This is a genomic window from Arthrobacter sp. TB 23 (genome assembly GCF_000294595.1).
Lineage (GTDB): Bacteria > Actinomycetota > Actinomycetes > Actinomycetales > Micrococcaceae > Arthrobacter_D.
On sequence record NZ_ALPM01000034.1, the window covers coordinates 51,455 to 68,251 of the forward strand.

The following is a 16,797-nucleotide window of genomic DNA, read 5'->3' on the forward strand; positions in this document are numbered from 1 at the left end:
CCCGCCGTCGTGATTCGACCATTCCCATGGAGGCAAGGACACGCAGCACCTCGCGGATGACCGAGCGGGAGACGCCGTAGCGCTCCTCGAGCTCTTCGATCCGCATCACCGATCCGGCGGCCCATTCGCCGGCCCCGATCGCCAGTCCCATCTGGTCAACCACTGACGCATGCAGGCCAGAGGGCATGGCACCGGTGGAATGGGGTTCAGTTGGCTGCATGAAGTGAAGCGTATCAAGAGCATCCCATTTGAGTAACGGGGTTGCATAAGTATGATCTTTGTCACTAATATCGTGGCTATTAGCAGATGTAAACCGATCATCTACTCCTGGCCCCGACTATTGCGGGTGTCCTCAACGAAGAGAACTGGAGCAACAGTGCAACGCAAAACTATGCGGGTAGCCGGACTGGCATTGACGGCATTGCTGGGCGGAACCCTTGCAGCATGCGGCGGAGGCGGCGGCGACGGCGAAGCGTCCGACACTCTGCGGGTCACCCTCGCCAACCATGTGTGGACCGAAAAGATCATCGAGGCCATCCCTGAATTTGAGGAAGAGACCGGTCTGACGGTTGAGCTGACGCAGCTCGGCGAAGACCAGCTGTCGGCCCAGTACAACGTGCAGCTCAACGCTGGGACCGATGAGATCGACGTGATGATGTACCGGCCACTGCAGGAAGGCAAGCTGTTCGCCCAGAACGGCTACCTGGCGGATCTGACCGAACGCGTCGAATCCAACGCAGACTGGGAATGGTCTGACTTCCAGAGCGGACCCGTCGACTCCACCACGTTCGAGGACAAGGTTGTGGGCATTCCCACGATCACCGAGCGCGAGGTGCTGTACTACCGCACCGACCTCCTCGAGGCTGCAGGCCTTGAGGTCCCGGAGACTCTCGAAGAGCTGGAAGCCGCCGCGAAGCAGATCAGCGAAGAGAACCCAGACGTCGCAGGCTTCGTCGCCCGCACCGGCAAGTCACCGGCCGTCACCCAGTTCTCCAGCTTCCTCTACAGCTTCGGCGGCGACTTCATCGATGAGGAAGGCAACTCAGCCATCGCCTCACCGGAAGCCAAGGAAGCCTACGAGTACTACGGCCGCATGATCAACGAATACGGTCCAGAGAATGTCAGCACCGACATGAGCTGGCCCGAAGCCATGGCCATCTTCACCCAGGGCGGTGCAGCCTTCTACACCGAGGCTGACAGCCTCTATCAGAACGCCACCGACCCCGCGAACTCACAGGTTGCCGAGAACGTCGGCTTCGCACCACTGCCTGCGGGTCCGGCCGGTTCCAAGCCCTACAACGTGCCATCGTGGGGCCTCGGCATCAACGAGGCGTCGAAGAACCAGGACAACGCCTGGAAGTTCCTCGAATGGGCCACCAGCAAGGAAATGGTTCTCGAAATCCAGCAGGAAGGCGTCCCGGGACCGCGTACCTCGGTCTGGGCCGACCCTGAAGGCACCTCGACCTACCCCGAGGATCTTGCTGCCGCCATCGAAGCCAGCGCCGAAAACGGCGTCGGCTACGACCGCCCGCTCGTCATCAACGTCGCTGAAGCCCGTGAAGTGGTGGGCGATCCGATCGTGATCGGCATCACCGGCGGCGACGTCGACGCGGCAGCCGATGCAGCGAGCGAATCCTTCCAGGCCTTCCTGGATGACGAACGCGAATAGTGTTCGACGGCGGCTCCCGTAGCCGCCCTGCGATGCGGCGCCGCCCGGCGGAGACAACCTCCGCTGGGCGGCGCAACCACCGGCCCCGCTGACCGGCCGGCCGCTTCACCCGGCCGCCTCACCCTGCCGCTTCACCCTGACGCGCTCCACCCATCACCTTTGCAACCATTGCCATTAGCGCACCAAGGACGTTGACCATGACTGTCGCCTCCCCACCGAGGATCAACCCGCCGAAGGACCGCAGGCCGGGGAACACCCACTACAAGGCCTACTCCGACTGGGCCAACAACCACCGGAAGTGGTTGTTCGCGGCGCCGGCCATGATCTTCGTCGGCATCCTCATCATCTTCCCGCTCGGCTGGACCATGTACCTGAGCCTGACCGACTCCTCAGGGTCGGTCCGCGCCGAATCCGAGTTCATCGGGTTCGCCAACTACGGTGAAGTGCTCACCGACACTGAACGCTTCTGGCCCGCCGTCGGGCGCACCTTCGCCTTCACCTCCGTGGCCCTCGCCGTCCAGATGATCCTGGGCATGTGCATCGCACTCCTGCTGTGGCGCCCGTTCAAGGGCGAAAAATGGGTCCGGGTGGCCATCCTCCTGCCCCTGGTCGCCACCCCGGTCGCCGTCGGCATGATGTGGCGGCTGATCTTCGACCCCAACATCGGGTTCGCCAACCAGGTGCTCGGCTTTGTGGGCATTCCGCCCCAGCCCTGGCTCTCCGGTCAGGCGACCGCGCTACCCACAGTGATTTTCATTGACATCTGGCAGTGGACCCCCATGGTGGTCATCATCCTGCTTGCCGGCCTCACCTCCCTCTCCGAGGAGCCGGACGAAGCGGCCCGGATCGACGGCGCCAACGCGTGGCAGCGGTTCCGCTACGTCACCGTCCCCCTGCTGATGCCGACCATCATTGTGGCGGTCCTCCTGCGCAGCATCGACGCGCTCAAAACCTTTGACCTGCTGTACGCCACCAAGGGGCGCGGCGGTGGATCCTTCAACGAGGTGGAGACGCTGAATATCTACGCCTACGGGCTCAGCTTCGACTACAACGACTACGGGTTGTCTTCAACCGTCCTGATCCTCTTCTTCCTCATCATCATCGCGGCCATGTGGGTTCTGACCCGGCGCCGGAAGGACGTGTAGCTCATGAGCACGATCGCCCCCAACCTCAGCCAGGGCAGCATCAAGCCCACCGGCATTCCCGCGCGCCGGAAGAAACCACTTCGCCGGCAGGGCTACAAGATCTTCCGCGTTGTCGCCCTGACCCTCGTGGTCCTCGCGTTCATCGCCCCGCTGGTCTGGATGTTCCTGGCGTCGCTGAAGACCAACGTCGACATCTACGACGCCAGCAAGACCCTGATCTTCACCCCCACCACCGCCAACTACGAGACGGTGCTGGGCCGCAACAACTACTTCTCGTTCGTGTTCAACAGCTTCTGGGTGGCGTTCGCGTCGACGGCGCTATCCCTGATTATCGGCGTCCCGGCGGCCTATTCAATGAGCCGGTTCGCGATGCGCCGTTCAGCGCTGGTGGTGCTGATGGCACGCATCATCCCGGGCGTGAGCCTGCTGGTGCCCTGGTACTACGTGTTCTCCAACCTGTCCCTGGTGGGCGGATACGGGGTGCTGATCCTCTCGCACATGTTCGTGGCCCTGCCGCTGATCGTGTACATCATGATGTCCTACTACGATTCGATGCCCCTCGAACTCGAGGAAGCGGCCCGGGTGGATGGACTCACCCACATCGGCGCCTTCCTGCGGATCACGCTGCCCCTGTCCATCGGCGGCGTGGCAACGGCCGGAATCCTGTCCTTCATCTTCTCGTGGAACAACTTCATGTTCGCCCTGGTGCTTTCCGGCGCCGAGACGAAGACCCTGCCGGTGGCCATCTTCAACTTCGTGGCCTACGCCAGCATCGACTGGGGAGGCCTGATGGCCGCTTCCGTGGTGGTCACTATCCCGATCATGGTGATCGCGCTGTTCACCCAGAAGTACATCGTTTCCGGCCTGACCGCCGGCGCGACCAAAGGCTAGGTCATGGCAGACTCAAAAACCCCGCCAATCGTGGTCATGGGGGTGCAGGGTTCTGGCAAAAGCACCATCGGGTCGCTGCTCGCTGAACGCCTCGGCGTCGCCTTCGTTGACGGCGATGACCTGCACCCGGTGGACAACAAAACCCTGATGGCCGCGGGGACGCCCCTCACCGACGACAACCGGCTTCCCTGGCTACATACCGTCGGTGAGGTGCTCGCCGAAGGCCGGAAAGCCGGCGTCGTCGTCGCCTGTTCGGCTCTCAAACTCGCGTACCGGGACCTGCTCCGCGGTCACGTCCCGGAACTGGTGGTGGTGCACCCGCACGGCACCATTGAACTGGTGGCCGCACGGATCTCCGCGCGGGAACACGAGTACATGCCCCCGTCGCTGCTTGCCTCCCAGTACGAGAGCCTGCAGACCCTTGGCGACGACGAACGCGGCCTGACCGTCGACCTGTCCCTCCCACCACAGGCAATGGTTGATCACATTGTCGCGTTCCTCTCCGAAAGCAATATTCATGCGCATTAGCAGGATCGAAACCTTCCTCGTGCCACCGCGGTGGCTGTTCGTCAGGGTGGAAACCGACAGCGGGATTGTCGGCTGGGGCGAACCGGTGGTGGAGGGTCGCTCCGAGACGGTGCGGACCGCCGTCGAGCAGCTCTCCGAGTTGCTGATCGGCGCCGACCCGCTCCGGATTGAGGACCACTGGCAGGTCATGACGAAGGGCTCCTTCTATCGTGGCGGTGCCATCCTGGCCAGCGCCGTCGCCGGGTTGGACCAGGCACTGTGGGACATTGCCGGGAAATCGCTCGGCGTGCCAGTGCACCAGTTGCTCGGAGGGCATGTCCGAGACCGGATCAGGATGTACGGCTGGGTGGGCGGCGATGAACCCGCCGAGGTGGCTGACTCCATCTCCGCCCAGCTCGAGGTGGGACTGACCGCCGTGAAGATGAATGCCAGCGGCCGGATGAGCCCACTCGGCAGCGTCGCAGAAATCGACGCAGTGGTGGAGCGCGTCGCCGCTGCCCGCGAGGTGCTCGGCCCGCACCGGGACGTCGCCGTCGACTTCCATGGGCGGTTCACCCTGGCCAACACGCGGCGGGTTGCACCGCTGCTGGAACCGTTGCACCCCTTTTTCCTGGAGGAGCCGACGGTGCCGGAAAATTCGCACCTGATCGGTGGGCTGACCAGTTCCACGAGCATCCCCATCGCCACCGGGGAGCGGCTCTACAACCGGCAGGAGTTCCTCCCTGTGTTGCAGGCGGGCATCGCCGTCGCGCAACCGGACCTCTCGCATGCCGGTGGCATCACCGAGGTCCGCAAGATCGCCTCCCTCGCCGAGGTCTACGACGTCCAGCTCGCGCCGCACTGCCCGCTGGGTCCGCTGGCGCTCGCCGCCTGCCTCCAGGTGGGCTTCGCGACCACCAACTTCCTGATCCAGGAACAGAGCATCGGCATCCACTACAACCAGGGCGCCGAAGTGCTCGACTATGTCCTCGACAAGACCCCGCTGAAGTTCGTGGACGGCCACGTGGAGCGCCTTACCGGTCCGGGTCTGGGCATCGAAATCGATGAAGCAGCCGTCCGGCGGGCAGACAAGAGCGGCCACGCCTGGCGTTCACCCGTATGGCGGCACGACGACGGCTCCTACGCCGAGTGGTAAACCGGCCTTCCAGCCCTACGAAAGGACCACCCATGTCTGACTTTCTTGACGGACTCAGCAGCTCCCGCTTGCTGGCCATCATCCGCGGTACCGACCGGGATGCCTCAATCCGTGCCGCCGTAGCCCTGGTCGACGAGGGGGTCCGCTACCTCGAGGTGTCCCTGAACACCCCCGACGCCGTCCACGTCATTGCCGCGGTGCGTCAGGAGGTGGGGGACCGGGCGACCGTCGGTGCCGGCACGGTCCTGACCGCCGACGACGCCGGGCGGGTCGCCGCTGCCGGTGGACAGTTCATCGTGACTCCTGCGGTCTCCGCATCAGTCGCCGCGGGCGTCAGGGCCCAGCTGCCGGTCATTGCCGGCGCACTGACCCCCACCGAGGTGTACTCGGCAATGGATCAGGGAGCCACTGCGATCAAACTCTTCCCCGCCTCACTTGGCGGGCCCCGCTTCCTCTCGGCCCTGCGCGACCCGTTCCCGGCCATTCCGTTTGTGCCGGTCGGCGGAGTGGACGAGGCAGCAGCCGCCGATTACCTCGCCCGCGGCGCCGTTGCCGTCGGCGTCGGCTCACCGTTGGTGGGGGACTCGGCGTCGGGCGGCGACCTGACCGAACTGCGGCAGCGCGCCCGGCGGTACCTGGAACTCGCGGCGGCGGTCGCCGGATGAGTGCGGATGCTCACAGGGGTCCAGCGGGGAGTGGCCCGGTTCCTGGTGAAGGAGCGGTGGGAGGTAGTCCTTCGGGAAACGTGCATGCATTGCATGCATCGCAGGCACAATTCGAATGTGAAAGTGCATGCACTGCATGCAATGCATGCGCCTTAAAAATCGAGGTAGTCACCTTCGGCGAAACCATGGCGTCGATCCGGGCTGCGGGCTTGCTGCGTGCCGGGGGCGCGATGACCATGTCGCTCGGCGGCGCTGAAACCAACGTTGCCATCGGGCTCGCCCGGCTCGGCCACCGGGTCAGCTGGGTGGGCAGGCTCGGAGCCGACGAAGTGGGGACCTTCGCATTGCGGACCCTGCGCGCCGAGGCCGTGGTGACCGACGGCGTCGTCGTCGACCCCAGGCGCCCCACCGGTCTGATGCTGCTGGAGCGGCGGATCGCTGATGTGTCGCGGGCCGCCTACTACCGGGCGAATTCGGCCGGTTCGGCGCTCTGCAGCGATGACTTGCGGGCGGCGCTGGAAGGCAACCCGCGGGTCCTGCACCTCACCGGTATTACCCCCGCGCTCTCCGTGTCCGCGGCTGAAGCCACCCTGTGGGCGGCGGGTGAAGCGAAACGTCGGGGCATCCTGGTGAGCTTCGACGTCAACTATCGGGCGAAACTGTGGGCCGTCTCCGAGGCTTCGGCGGTACTTGGCCCGCTGGTTGACCTGGCGGACATCGTCATCGCTTCCGACGACGAGCTGGCCCTCGTGGCCCCCAGCGTTTCGGAAGCCGAAGCCGTGGCGGGCCTGCACGTGCGCGGGGTGCGAGACGTCGTCGTTAAGCGCGGTGCGGCTGGTGCCTCGACTTTCACCGCGGGGGAGCGGCCGGTGCACCAGAGCGCGATCCCGGTGCCGGTGGTGGACACGGTGGGGGCTGGCGATGCGTTCACGGCCGGGTATCTCTCAGCGTTGCTCGATGGGGAGCCAACCGCCGGGCGACTGATGCGCGGGGCGACGCTCGGCGCGTTTGCTGTTTCCGGGTCGGGCGACTGGGAGAACCTGCCGTATCGCAGCGAACTTGCCCTGACCGCCCAATCGGCAGGCAGCACGATCCGCTAGTCGGCCCAATTCGTTTATCTGAAGTTCGTAGCAAGGAGACGTAAGTGAAAATCAAGAGCGCAGAAGTGATCGTGTCGAGTCCGGATCGGAACTTCGTCACTCTCCAGATCACCACCGAGGATGGCCTGACCGGGCTTGGCGACGCCACGTTGAATGGGCGTGAGCTGGCCGCCGCTGCGTATCTGGAACACCACGTGGTGCCGCTGCTGATTGGACGGGACGCGCACCGGATTGAGGACACCTGGCAGTTCCTCTACCGCGGAGCTTACTGGCGCCGGGGGCCGGTGACCATGGCGGCGATCGCAGCCGTCGACGTCGCGCTCTGGGATATCAAAGCCAAAGCCGCTGGCATGCCGCTGTACCAACTGCTCGGCGGCGCGTCACGGGACGGCATCCGTGCCTACGGCCACGCCAGCGGGCGGGACATCCCCGAGATCCTCGACTCCGTCCGGGAACACCTTGAGCTGGGATACAAGGCGATCCGGATCCAGACCGCCGTGCCGGGCATCGATGCCGTGTACGGGGTGGCAGCCCAGCCGAGTGCCGGGGGAACCCGCTACGACTACGAGCCGGCGCAGCGCGCGGCCCTTCCCGCCGAGGAGGACTGGGACACCCGCGCCTACCTGAGGCATATCCCCACCGTGTTCGAGGCGGTGCGCAACGAGTTCGGACCGGAACTGCCGCTGCTGCACGACGGCCACCACCGGATGACGCCGATCGAGGCGGCCCGCCTGGGCAAGTCGCTGGAACCGTATGACCTGTTCTGGCTGGAGGACTGCACCCCGGCGGAGAACCAGGATGCGCTGCGGCTGGTCCGGCAGCACACCACCACGCCGCTGGCCATCGGGGAGGTGTTCAACACCGTGTTCGATTACCAGACCCTGATCCGCGAGCAGCTGATTGACTACGTTCGCTCGGCAGTCACCCACACCGGGGGAATCAGTGCGATGAAGAAGATCCTCGACTTTGCGGCCCAATACCAGATCAAGTCGGGCATCCACGGGCCCACCGACATCTCGCCGGTGGGGATGGCCGCGGCCCTGCACCTGGACTTGGCTATCCACAACTTCGGCATCCAGGAGTACATGCGGCACGGCGATCTCACCAACGAGGTGTTTCAGCAGTCCTTCTCCTTTAAGGACGGCTACCTGCACCCGGGCGAGCAGCCGGGACTCGGCGTCGAACTCGATCTGGACGCTGCAGCGGCCCATCCATACACCCCCGCCTACCTGCCGTTCAACCGGCTCAAGGACGGGACCATTCACGACTGGTAAAGCCCCGATCGTGTGGGTGGCAACGACCCGGGCGGTGGTTCCTCGACAGGCCTTCGCGCCATCGAGGTTCCGTCCCGGATCGCCGCCGGTCTAGGCGGGGTACGCCGCTTGCAGCTCGCGCATGCTCCGCGTCCCGCACTGTTCGAGGGATGGTAGGAGACCGACTACGCCATCCAGGTCCTGATGCTTCAGTCTGGTTTTCAGCACGCCCGCCAAGGCGGCGAGCTGGAGAAGTCCCAGCATTCTGCTGGAGCTTTCGATACTGAGGATGACATCCATCAGGAGACGCTCATCCCGATCTTCGGCGGCCCGACTGAGTCGGTAGAACCGTTGATCCCACATGCCGATCGAAATCTGGACGAAGGCGTTGCAGGCTTCAGGGTTCTCGAGCTCACGCTCCAGGTCCTTGAGTGTCCCCGGGGAATAGAGAGGCAGAGATTCGATGGCGTAGTCGATCATAGTGTCCTGTCTTCCCGTGGGATTTCAGGCTAGGAGGACACGGCGGTGATGTAACGCGTGCCGACTACTCGATTATGGGCTGGCGATACGCGAACGGTCCTTCATTCCTACCCGCCCTTTATGCAGGCAGGGCCGTCAGGTGTTTACCAGGCCACCGTTGGCCCCTATGATCAGATCAGAGGTCTAACTGGGGGTCAAAAGGGATGATGAAGAAAAATCGGAAAGTCGACGGGCCGGCAGCGGACCAGCCCGATTCAGCGGCGTCTTCCCCCAGCGCAACCAAAGGAAAATCGGTGAGCTGGCCCAGCCGCCGCCGATCGAGCACTCAGAATCGGGCAACGGATGCGAACGGTGAGTTACGCCGTCTCGCGGCCCGGCGGTGGGACTCGCTCACCAAGCTAGGGCGCCGCCAGCACCCCGGGCAGTCTGAGGAGCCCCGGTAGCTCAGCGGACGGGAACACACCAACGGCTAACCGGCCAGTTTGGCGAGCACCCCGCCCGCGTGGCGCCGAGCGTCGGGACTGCCCAACTGCAGGGTCAAAGCCGACCCAGCCGCCAGGACGGCGTCGACCACGGGTAGGCCGTACCGCCGGCGAAGTTCGCGCGAGACCCCCATGCTGGTCAGCCCAGTGCAGGCCTGCAGGATGACGTCGGCGCCCTCGTCAACCAGCCGCTCCGCCGCGAGATAGGTTTCGTAAACCCCGGACGGCGTGAGTAGATCCTGGGTGTGGGTGACGCCGTCGGGCGCCTGAACCGAATGCAATTGCTCACCCAGCACCCGGGCAACGGCGAGCGGCGGTTCTGTGCTGAGCGCGAGCACACCAATCCGGGAGCCCAGGGCAAGGGCAGCGGCCGCCCCTGCAGAGCCGGCGCCCACCACCGGAATATCAACGAGGCTGCGTACGTCCTCCAGCCCGGGATCGGAGGAACAACTGATCATGATGCCGTCAACGTGGGGTGCCAGGTCGGCTGCGAGAGCCATGACCTTGGGGGACGCGAAATCGTGAGTCAACTGGTCGTGGACGCCTTCCGGCTGGTCGTGGACCGCTCGCGAAACAACTTCCACACCGAACGCGTCGCGGACCGCGCGACCGTGGATGTTCAACAGTCGGGGATCACTCGAAGTAAGAACCCTGATTAGGCCGACCGCGGCCCGCGACGAGCGGGTGTGGAACACGGTGTTGCACGCGCCGACCCTGCGTGCGATCACCCAACGGCAACTGGTCGCCGCCTTCGCCAAGGCCGCGGGCGTGCCGACCCCCAACGTCGTCGCAGTGCCGGGCTGGTTTGTTCGGGTACTCGGACGGGTGCAGCCCTTGATGCGCGAGCTGACGGAACTGCTGTACCAGACGGAGCACCCCTTCATTATGGATTCCACAGCGTCGGAGCAGCGGTTGGGGCTGGCCCCCACCCCGTTGCCTGAAGCAGCGGCGGCAACGGTCAACTGGTGGCGGGACAGATCCGTTGCCGGGCGCCGTTAGAGAGTGAGACCGCTTCGGTGGGGTAGGTGGCGGATGCTCGTAGTCTGGCCCTGCACTACGAATGATGCAAGGATCCCGGCCCGCCCCGGGCCGCCTCAGAGGAGCTTGTCCAACCGCCGTCGGGCGCTGTCCACGGCGCGCTGCGCATCCCGGACGGCGCGGACCGCGGCCGACTGTTCCTGTTCGGCGTCGTCGATCTGGTGGTCGAGTGACTTGAGGTCTGCCCTCAACTCGGCGAGACGGTGCTGCAGGTCCTCAATCTCTGTGGACAACCCGGTACGGCGGTCCTGGAACTTGTCGATCCTGCGTTCCGCGTCCTCGGCGTCGTCGTCGGCCTCCGCCAGAGTGCGCTCGGCGTCCTCCAGTGCGGTGCGCGCGCTGTCGATGCGCTCCTCGTCGACCCCGTTCTCTCCGGCGGTGATCTTCCCAACCCCGGCCCTGCCGGTGGCGGTGGTGGCCTGCTCAAACGGCCCTCCCACAGCACCTTCGAGGTCGACGGCGTCCCAGCCGCTGGCGCTCAGGACGCGTAGGAGCCGCCCGGTGGACACCGCGGCGGCGGCATCCGCGTCGGTCATGGCGGCACGGAACGTCTGCTCCACTTCGGCTGCGACCGTGGCGCTGACACTATGGCCGAGTTCTTTCGCGAGCGAGAGGCCCACTGTGCCCAGCCCGCTGAGTAGCCGCTGCCGCTGCTGTCCGAGTTCCTTCATCCGTTTCTGATCTAGCTCTTCCTGGGCATTGCGCAGAACTATCCCAAGCTCAAGGGCCTCGTCAACGGCGTCCCGGCGGTGCTGGACGAGCATGTTGACCAGCCACGCTGCCATCGAAGGTTTGGGGAGCCGCCTGATCTGACCGGATAGCAGCTTGTCATCGGCGCTTTTCGCCCGCGCGTTGCGTTCGGCGGTGAACTCTTCGAGGGGGAGGGCATACAGGTGAGCGGCAGCCTCGGTCAGGGGGTGTTCGGATTGCTTCCGATCGCTCACGGTGTCCTTCCTCAGCGCGGGTGGGTTTGGCCCCAATGTAACCGTGGTGATCTACCTCTCACAATTGCCGCTACCATTCCTCTAGAGGAATTGATCTGGGGAAACGGATCGCCCACCGTAAGACTGGGCCGCCAAACGTTCGTTGGCGTGCGACATCGGCGTAACGAAGCACACTAGGGGATGAGTTCAATGGCGACCAAATGGGAACCTCGGTTCGAGGGCGAGGTATTGCCCGAGTCGCTGTTTGCGCAGGCTCACGCAGCTACCTCCGAGGTCACACTGATCACCGATGCCAGCCAGAACATCGTCCACGTCTCGCAGTTCTTCACCACTATCACTGGATACAGCCCTGAGGATGTGGTGGGGCTGAACTGCCGGTTGCTGCAGGGGCCTGGATCTGATCCTGAGACCAAACGCGTCATGAGGACGGCACTGGCCGCAGGGGAGCCCTTCCGCGGGGAAATCCTTAACTACCGCAAGGACGGGTCAGCATTTTGGAATGACCTGAGCGTGGTCCCGCTGCGCGACGCCGACGGTCGGGTCGCCCACTATGCCAGCGTCCAACGGGACATCAACACCCGGATTGCCCTGAACGAGCAACTGCGGTTTCAGGCGATGCATGATCCGGTGACAGGGCTGCCAAACCGGGTGGCGCTCACCGAACGGTTCCAGGACGTGTTCGCTAGGGGCGACCACACCAAGGTCACGGCAGCCGTAGGCATGATCGACCTTGACGACTTCCGCGCCGTCAACAACGCATTCGGCCACGAAGCCGGGGACCACGTCCTTAAAGAATGGGCTGTGCGCATGCAGGCCATATTGCGCGACGGCGATTTTCTCGGCCGGATGGGCGGCGACGAATTCATTCTCCTGGTGAAGGACATTGACCGCGCGGCGGCGCCGGTAGTGCTCGCTGGAATCCTGGATTCGCTGCACGATGCGGTTGAACGGCCGTTCAACGTCAATGGGAGAAGCATCAGGGTGGGGATGAGCATGGGGCTCGCGTTGTATCCCCGCGATGGGTGCGACATGGCGTCGTTGCTGCGGAATGCCGATGAAGCGTTGTATCAGTCGAAGAAGTTGAAGAGCAACCGTGACCGGTGGTGGACGCTGGCTGCTGCTGAGCCGGAGGCCGGATTGGGGTCCGACCTGAATTATCTGGCAGCGGGCGTGGCTGGCGTCGGCGGGCGGCCTGATAGCAGCGTCATCGCCAGTTACCGGGAGCGGCTGCACTCAGGGGGGCTCGAGGCGTTCATGCAACCGGTGGTTGACCTCCGAGATGGGTCGGTGCACCTGTTTGAGGCGTTGGCCCGGCTGCGGATGGCCGACGGGCGGATTGCTTCGCCCGGCGAGTTCCTTCCCTATCTGACCAAAAATGAGCTTGACCTGCTCTTTGTCGGGATGCTCGATCAGGCGCTCGGCTGGGTCGCCACTTGGGATGAGGAAGGCCTGCAGGCAAACATTTCGGTGAACCTCCCCCCAAGCACCCTTCTGAATCCAGATTGTCTCACTCTGGTGCGGGACGCGCTGGAGCGCCATAACATTGCCGCGGCCCGATTGGGTCTCGAGTTGCTTGAATCCCAGACCCTGGAGTGGGAGGTGCAGCGCGATGCCCTGGATCAGCTGGTGGGCCTTGGCGTTGGACTGGCGATGGATGACCTCGGTGCCGGCCACAGCAGCCTGAAACGGCTGTCGGTGCTCCCTTTCAACGCTATCAAGCTGGATCGCGAGCTTCTCACCGAGATCCGCAGGAAGCCCGTGGAGACGCTGAGCATGATTGCGTCCCTCATCCAGATGGGTCGTGATTTTGAAATGAACGTCGCCATTGAGGGGCTGGAGGATCTCGGGATCACCGAGGCCGCCGTTGTCCTCGGCGCTCCGCTGGGGCAGGGATACTACTTCACCCGGCCGCTGCCTGCCGTGGAGGCTGCCGCCTGGGCACGTGGCTTCACCCTTGACGTGCAGCCGAATGCGCCGCGCACTTACCTCGGTGGGTTGGCCTACCACTGGCAGTTCGCCCGGCTGGGTGCACCGCATCCGCGTCCGCTGGCAGCCTGCCCGCTTACCGGGCTCCTCGATGACAGTCCTGCCAGCGAGGATGTGATGCGCTGGCACGCTCTGCAGCACGATCCCGAGGCCACCCACCCCTCGGCGGGCCGCCTGCTGATGGACTGGCTGGTGCAGCAGATCCGACGCAAAGGAGCGGAAACCGTCGGGGTTTTCACCCCGGTGTAGCGCCCACTTATATATGAAGCCTGCTTAGTATTACGTGTAGGCTGACAGGGTAGCGACAGGAACTCTGCGCTACCCGAGTGTCTGGAGCAATCGATGTCTGAGCAGAATTCCCCCATCACCAACCCCCCTATTCCTGGTGCGCCGTCGGTTGCGGCGCCGAGCCTGGCGGAGCCGGTGGAACCTCGCGAGCCGCTCCCGCCCAAGCCCGATCAGGATGCGCCCGAGACTGTGTCACCGACCGGTACCCCCACCGGCGCTGCCAAGACCGTCAATTCGCAGAGCGGTCGGTTCCTCACCACTGCGCAGGGCGCCCGGGTCGCCGATACCGATCACTCCCTCAAGGCGGGTCCACGTGGGCCGGTCCTGCTCCAGGACCACCATCTGCGTGAAAAGATCACCCACTTCGACCACGAGCGCATCCCCGAGCGTGTCGTCCACGCCCGCGGGGCTGGCGCTCACGGAACCTTTGTGGCCAACGGTGCCGCAGCAGGAGTCACGAAGGCTGGCTTCCTCGCCAAGGACGTCGAGACGCCAGTCTTCGTGCGATTCTCCACGGTGCTCGGCTCACGCGGTTCGGCTGACGCGGTGCGTGACACCCGTGGCTTCGCCACCAAGTTCTACACCGATGAGGGCACCTACGACCTCGTGGGAAACAACATCCCGGTGTTCTTCATCCAGGACTCGATCAAGTTTCCCGACGTCGTCCACGCTGCTAAGCCGCACCCGGACCGTGAAATCCCCCAGGCCCAAAGCGCCCACGACACGTTCTGGGATTTTGTCTCCCTGCACAGTGAAGCGCAGGCGCACACCATGTGGAACATGTCCGATCGCGGCATTCCCCGCTCCTACCGGACGATGGAAGGCTTCGGCGTCCACACCTTCCGGCTGCAGAACGCAGCAGGCGAAACCACCCTGGTGAAAATCCACTGGAAGCCGAAACAGGGCGTCCACTCCCTGGTATGGGAAGAAGCCCAGATCATCAACGGGATGGACCCCGACTTCCACCGCCGCGACCTGGCGGATTCCATTGAGGCCGGTGCCTTCCCGCAGTGGGACCTGGGCATCCAGACCTTCCCGGACACCGAAGACGAGATGTTCGAGGGAATCGACCTGCTCGACCCCACCAAGTTTGTCCCCGAAGAGTTGGCTCCCGTGCAGATCATCGGAACGATGACACTGAACGCAAATCCGACCAACTACTTCGCTGAGACCGAGCAGATCGCGTTCCACCCGGGTCACCTGGTGCCGGGCATCGACGTCACGAATGATCCCCTGCTGCAGGGTCGGCTGTTCTCCTACATCGATACCCAGATCAGCCGGCTCGGTGGACCAAACTTCGCCCAGCTGCCGATCAACCGGCCGCACGCTCCCGTCAATGACATGCTCCGCGACGGCATGCACCAGACCGCAGTCCATGGGGGAGTGGCGCCGTACCGGCCGAACTCGCTCGACGGCGGTTGCCCGTTCCTCGCCGGTGAGGACATGAGCGCCTACATTGACGTGCCGCAGGAGCTTCCGGCGTCGCGCAAGGTACGCGAGAATCCGGCCACGTTCGAAGATCACTTCAGCCAGGTGCGGATGTTCTTCAAGTCCCTCACCCCGCTGGAACAGGATCACGTCATCTCCGCGTACACCTTCGAACTGGGAAAAGTGTACGAAGAGAACCTGCGCGTCCGGCAGCTGCAGAACCTGGCCAACATCGACGAGCGTCTGTGCGCCGAGGTGGCCAACGGTCTCGGCCTGGCAGCACCCGCACCCATCGAACAGGTCGAGGATCATGAGCCGAGCCCCACGGTTTCGCAGCTCGGCGGCACCTGGCCTGTTGAGGGCCGGATCATCGGTGTGATCGCTGACGCCAACAGCGACGTCACCGCCGTCGCCAGGCTCAGCTCACTGATCAACGACGCCGGAATGGTTCCGTTGATCATCGCTCCCAAGGGCGGCAAGCTCGACGGTGGACTGGTGGTCCAGCGGACCTACCTCACCGCCCGATCCACCGAGTTCGACGCGCTGATCGTGGCCGGCGCAGCAACCCCGGGCGACGACGCTGCCAATAGCCGGGACGCCAAGGCCGGGTCACCGGGCGTGACTATCGACCCCCGTGTCGCACTGCTCCTCTCCGAGGCGTTCAGGCATTCGAAGGCCATCGGCGGCGTCGGCGACGTGGCCTCGGTGTTGCAGGCAAGCGCCATCAGCCCCGAGGCGCCAGGCGTCGTCGTCGGCGACGCGACGCCTGTGCTCACCACGCTGACCGAGCTGCTGTCCAAGCACCGGGTCTGGGACCGCTTCCCGGTTCCCGCAAAGTAAATAGGTTAAAGACAACTGACCGCCGGGGGAGACCCCGGCGGTCAGTTGTCTTTAACCCCGACCCCTCCGCCGAGAAGTTAGAGTAGCTGCATGTTTGAGGCTTTTACGGAATTCGCGACGACGGTTGACGGCGTCGACATTGCGGGCAGGATCTCCCGCCCCACGGATGACCCCAAGCCGGCGCTGCTGCTGTTGCACGGGCATCCCGAATCTCACCTGATGTGGCACAAGATTGCCGACCGGCTGACCGAGCGCTACACCGTGGTGATGCCTGACCTGCGCGGCTATGGTTCCTCGGGAATTCCGGCCAGCGATCCGGAGCACCAGACCTACAGCAAGCGCACGATGGCCCGAGACCAGGCGCTCCTGATGCAGCATTTCGGCGCTGAGCGCGGATTCCGGCAGTTTGCGGTCTGCGCCCATGACCGCGGTGCACGGGTGGCCCACCGGCTGCTCACCGACCACCCGGACCTGGTCACCGCAGCAATGCTCCTGGACATCGCCCCCACCCTCGACATGTATGAAGCAACCGATAGAGCCTTTGCCGAGGCTTATTTCCACTGGTTTTTCCTCATCCAGCCGCAGCCGTTGCCGGAGTCGCTCATAGAGGCCAACCCGCGCGCCTACATCGAGAATCTGATGGGAAGCAGGTATGCGGGCCTCACCCCCTTTCCTCGGGATGTTCTTGACCAGTACGTTGCTGCCCTTTCCCGGCCCGGCGCAGTTCACGCGATGTGCGAGGACTACCGGGCGTCGTCGACCATTGACCTCGAGCATGACCGCCACGACCGGGCCAGCAATCTGCACATCAGCACCCCGCTGCGGGTGCTGTGGGGGAAGCACGGGGTGGTCGGCAAGCAGTTCGATCCGCTGGCACTGTGGCGCGAACTGGCCCCCAACGCGACCGGCCGGGCGCTCGACGCCG

At 64.6% G+C, this 16,797-nt stretch carries 16 protein-coding genes (1 of these 16 running past the window's edge); 12 read left to right on the plus strand and 4 right to left on the minus strand.

What is annotated here, in order from left to right; genetic code table 11:
* On the minus strand, positions 1-220 hold the 5' portion of the coding sequence (locus B384_RS21385; RefSeq protein ID WP_337459683.1) for a FadR/GntR family transcriptional regulator. It extends 101 nt beyond the left edge of the window; only the first 220 of its 321 coding nucleotides appear in the window; it begins with the start codon at positions 218-220; the stop codon falls past the left edge of the window.
* 156 nt (positions 221-376) lie between these two features.
* Here B384_RS21385 and B384_RS0104330 point away from each other — a divergent pair, with 156 nt between their 5' ends.
* From B384_RS0104330 to manD, 8 genes are all read left to right on the plus strand, one after another.
* Entirely contained in the window at positions 377-1,669 is a 1,293-nt protein-coding gene (locus B384_RS0104330) for an ABC transporter substrate-binding protein (protein WP_237715228.1), read from the plus strand.
* A gap of 197 nt (positions 1,670-1,866) precedes the next feature.
* The gene (locus tag B384_RS0104335; RefSeq protein ID WP_019481915.1) at positions 1,867-2,814 is read left to right on the plus strand and encodes a carbohydrate ABC transporter permease; all 948 of its coding nucleotides are present in this window, start codon (positions 1,867-1,869) and stop codon (positions 2,812-2,814) included.
* Positions 2,815-2,817: 3 nt separating this feature from the next.
* Entirely contained in the window at positions 2,818-3,705 is an 888-nt protein-coding gene (locus B384_RS0104340; RefSeq protein ID WP_019481916.1) for a carbohydrate ABC transporter permease, read from the plus strand.
* Between the two features lie 3 nt (positions 3,706-3,708).
* Positions 3,709-4,233 (plus strand): gluconokinase, encoded by a 525-nt coding sequence (locus B384_RS0104345; protein WP_019481917.1) that lies wholly within the window; start codon positions 3,709-3,711, stop codon positions 4,231-4,233.
* The gene (gene dgoD, locus B384_RS0104350; protein WP_019481918.1) at positions 4,223-5,368 is read left to right on the plus strand and encodes a galactonate dehydratase; all 1,146 of its coding nucleotides are present in this window, start codon (positions 4,223-4,225) and stop codon (positions 5,366-5,368) included. The genes B384_RS0104345 and dgoD overlap by 11 nt, the downstream gene beginning before the upstream one ends.
* A gap of 32 nt (positions 5,369-5,400) precedes the next feature.
* On the plus strand, positions 5,401-6,033 hold the full coding sequence (locus B384_RS0104355; RefSeq protein WP_019481919.1) for a bifunctional 4-hydroxy-2-oxoglutarate aldolase/2-dehydro-3-deoxy-phosphogluconate aldolase: 633 nt from the start codon (positions 5,401-5,403) through the stop codon (positions 6,031-6,033).
* Positions 6,034-6,191: 158 nt separating this feature from the next.
* The gene (locus tag B384_RS0104360) at positions 6,192-7,133 is read left to right on the plus strand and encodes a PfkB family carbohydrate kinase (protein ID WP_026040963.1); all 942 of its coding nucleotides are present in this window, start codon (positions 6,192-6,194) and stop codon (positions 7,131-7,133) included.
* 44 nt (positions 7,134-7,177) lie between these two features.
* Complete coding sequence (gene manD, locus B384_RS0104365) at positions 7,178-8,407, plus strand: D-mannonate dehydratase ManD (RefSeq protein ID WP_019481921.1); 1,230 nt, start codon at positions 7,178-7,180, stop codon at positions 8,405-8,407.
* Positions 8,408-8,497: 90 nt separating this feature from the next.
* On the opposite strand, the gene B384_RS0104370 is transcribed toward manD, so the two are convergent.
* Positions 8,498-8,866 carry a hypothetical protein gene (locus B384_RS0104370; protein ID WP_019481922.1) on the minus strand — a complete coding sequence of 123 codons (369 nt, stop codon included), beginning with the start codon at positions 8,864-8,866 and terminating at the stop codon, positions 8,498-8,500.
* Between the two features lie 469 nt (positions 8,867-9,335).
* Positions 9,336-9,971 (minus strand): aspartate/glutamate racemase family protein, encoded by a 636-nt coding sequence (locus B384_RS0104375; RefSeq protein WP_019481923.1) that lies wholly within the window; start codon positions 9,969-9,971, stop codon positions 9,336-9,338.
* On the opposite strand from B384_RS0104375, the gene B384_RS0104380 reads away from it, so the two are divergent.
* A complete protein-coding gene (locus B384_RS0104380) occupies positions 9,964-10,347 on the plus strand; it encodes a hypothetical protein (RefSeq protein WP_192813058.1) in 384 nt (127 codons plus the stop codon). The genes B384_RS0104375 and B384_RS0104380 overlap by 8 nt on opposite strands.
* Before the next feature lie 95 nt (positions 10,348-10,442).
* Here the strand turns inward: B384_RS0104380 and sctO are convergent, their stop codons facing one another.
* Positions 10,443-11,330, minus strand: a complete 888-nt coding sequence (gene sctO / locus B384_RS0104385; protein WP_019481925.1) for a type III secretion system stalk subunit SctO — start codon at positions 11,328-11,330, stop codon at positions 10,443-10,445.
* A gap of 189 nt (positions 11,331-11,519) precedes the next feature.
* On the opposite strand from sctO, the gene B384_RS0104390 reads away from it, so the two are divergent.
* From B384_RS0104390 to B384_RS0104400, 3 genes are all read left to right on the plus strand, one after another.
* Positions 11,520-13,565: a putative bifunctional diguanylate cyclase/phosphodiesterase gene (locus B384_RS0104390; protein WP_019481926.1), complete on the plus strand. Its 2,046-nt coding sequence runs from the start codon at positions 11,520-11,522 to the stop codon at positions 13,563-13,565.
* 93 nt (positions 13,566-13,658) lie between these two features.
* The gene (locus B384_RS0104395) at positions 13,659-15,872 is read left to right on the plus strand and encodes a catalase (RefSeq protein WP_019481927.1); all 2,214 of its coding nucleotides are present in this window, start codon (positions 13,659-13,661) and stop codon (positions 15,870-15,872) included.
* A gap of 90 nt (positions 15,873-15,962) precedes the next feature.
* Positions 15,963-16,797, plus strand: an 835-nt coding sequence (locus B384_RS0104400) for an alpha/beta fold hydrolase (protein WP_019481928.1), incomplete at its 3' end; no start/stop codon positions are given.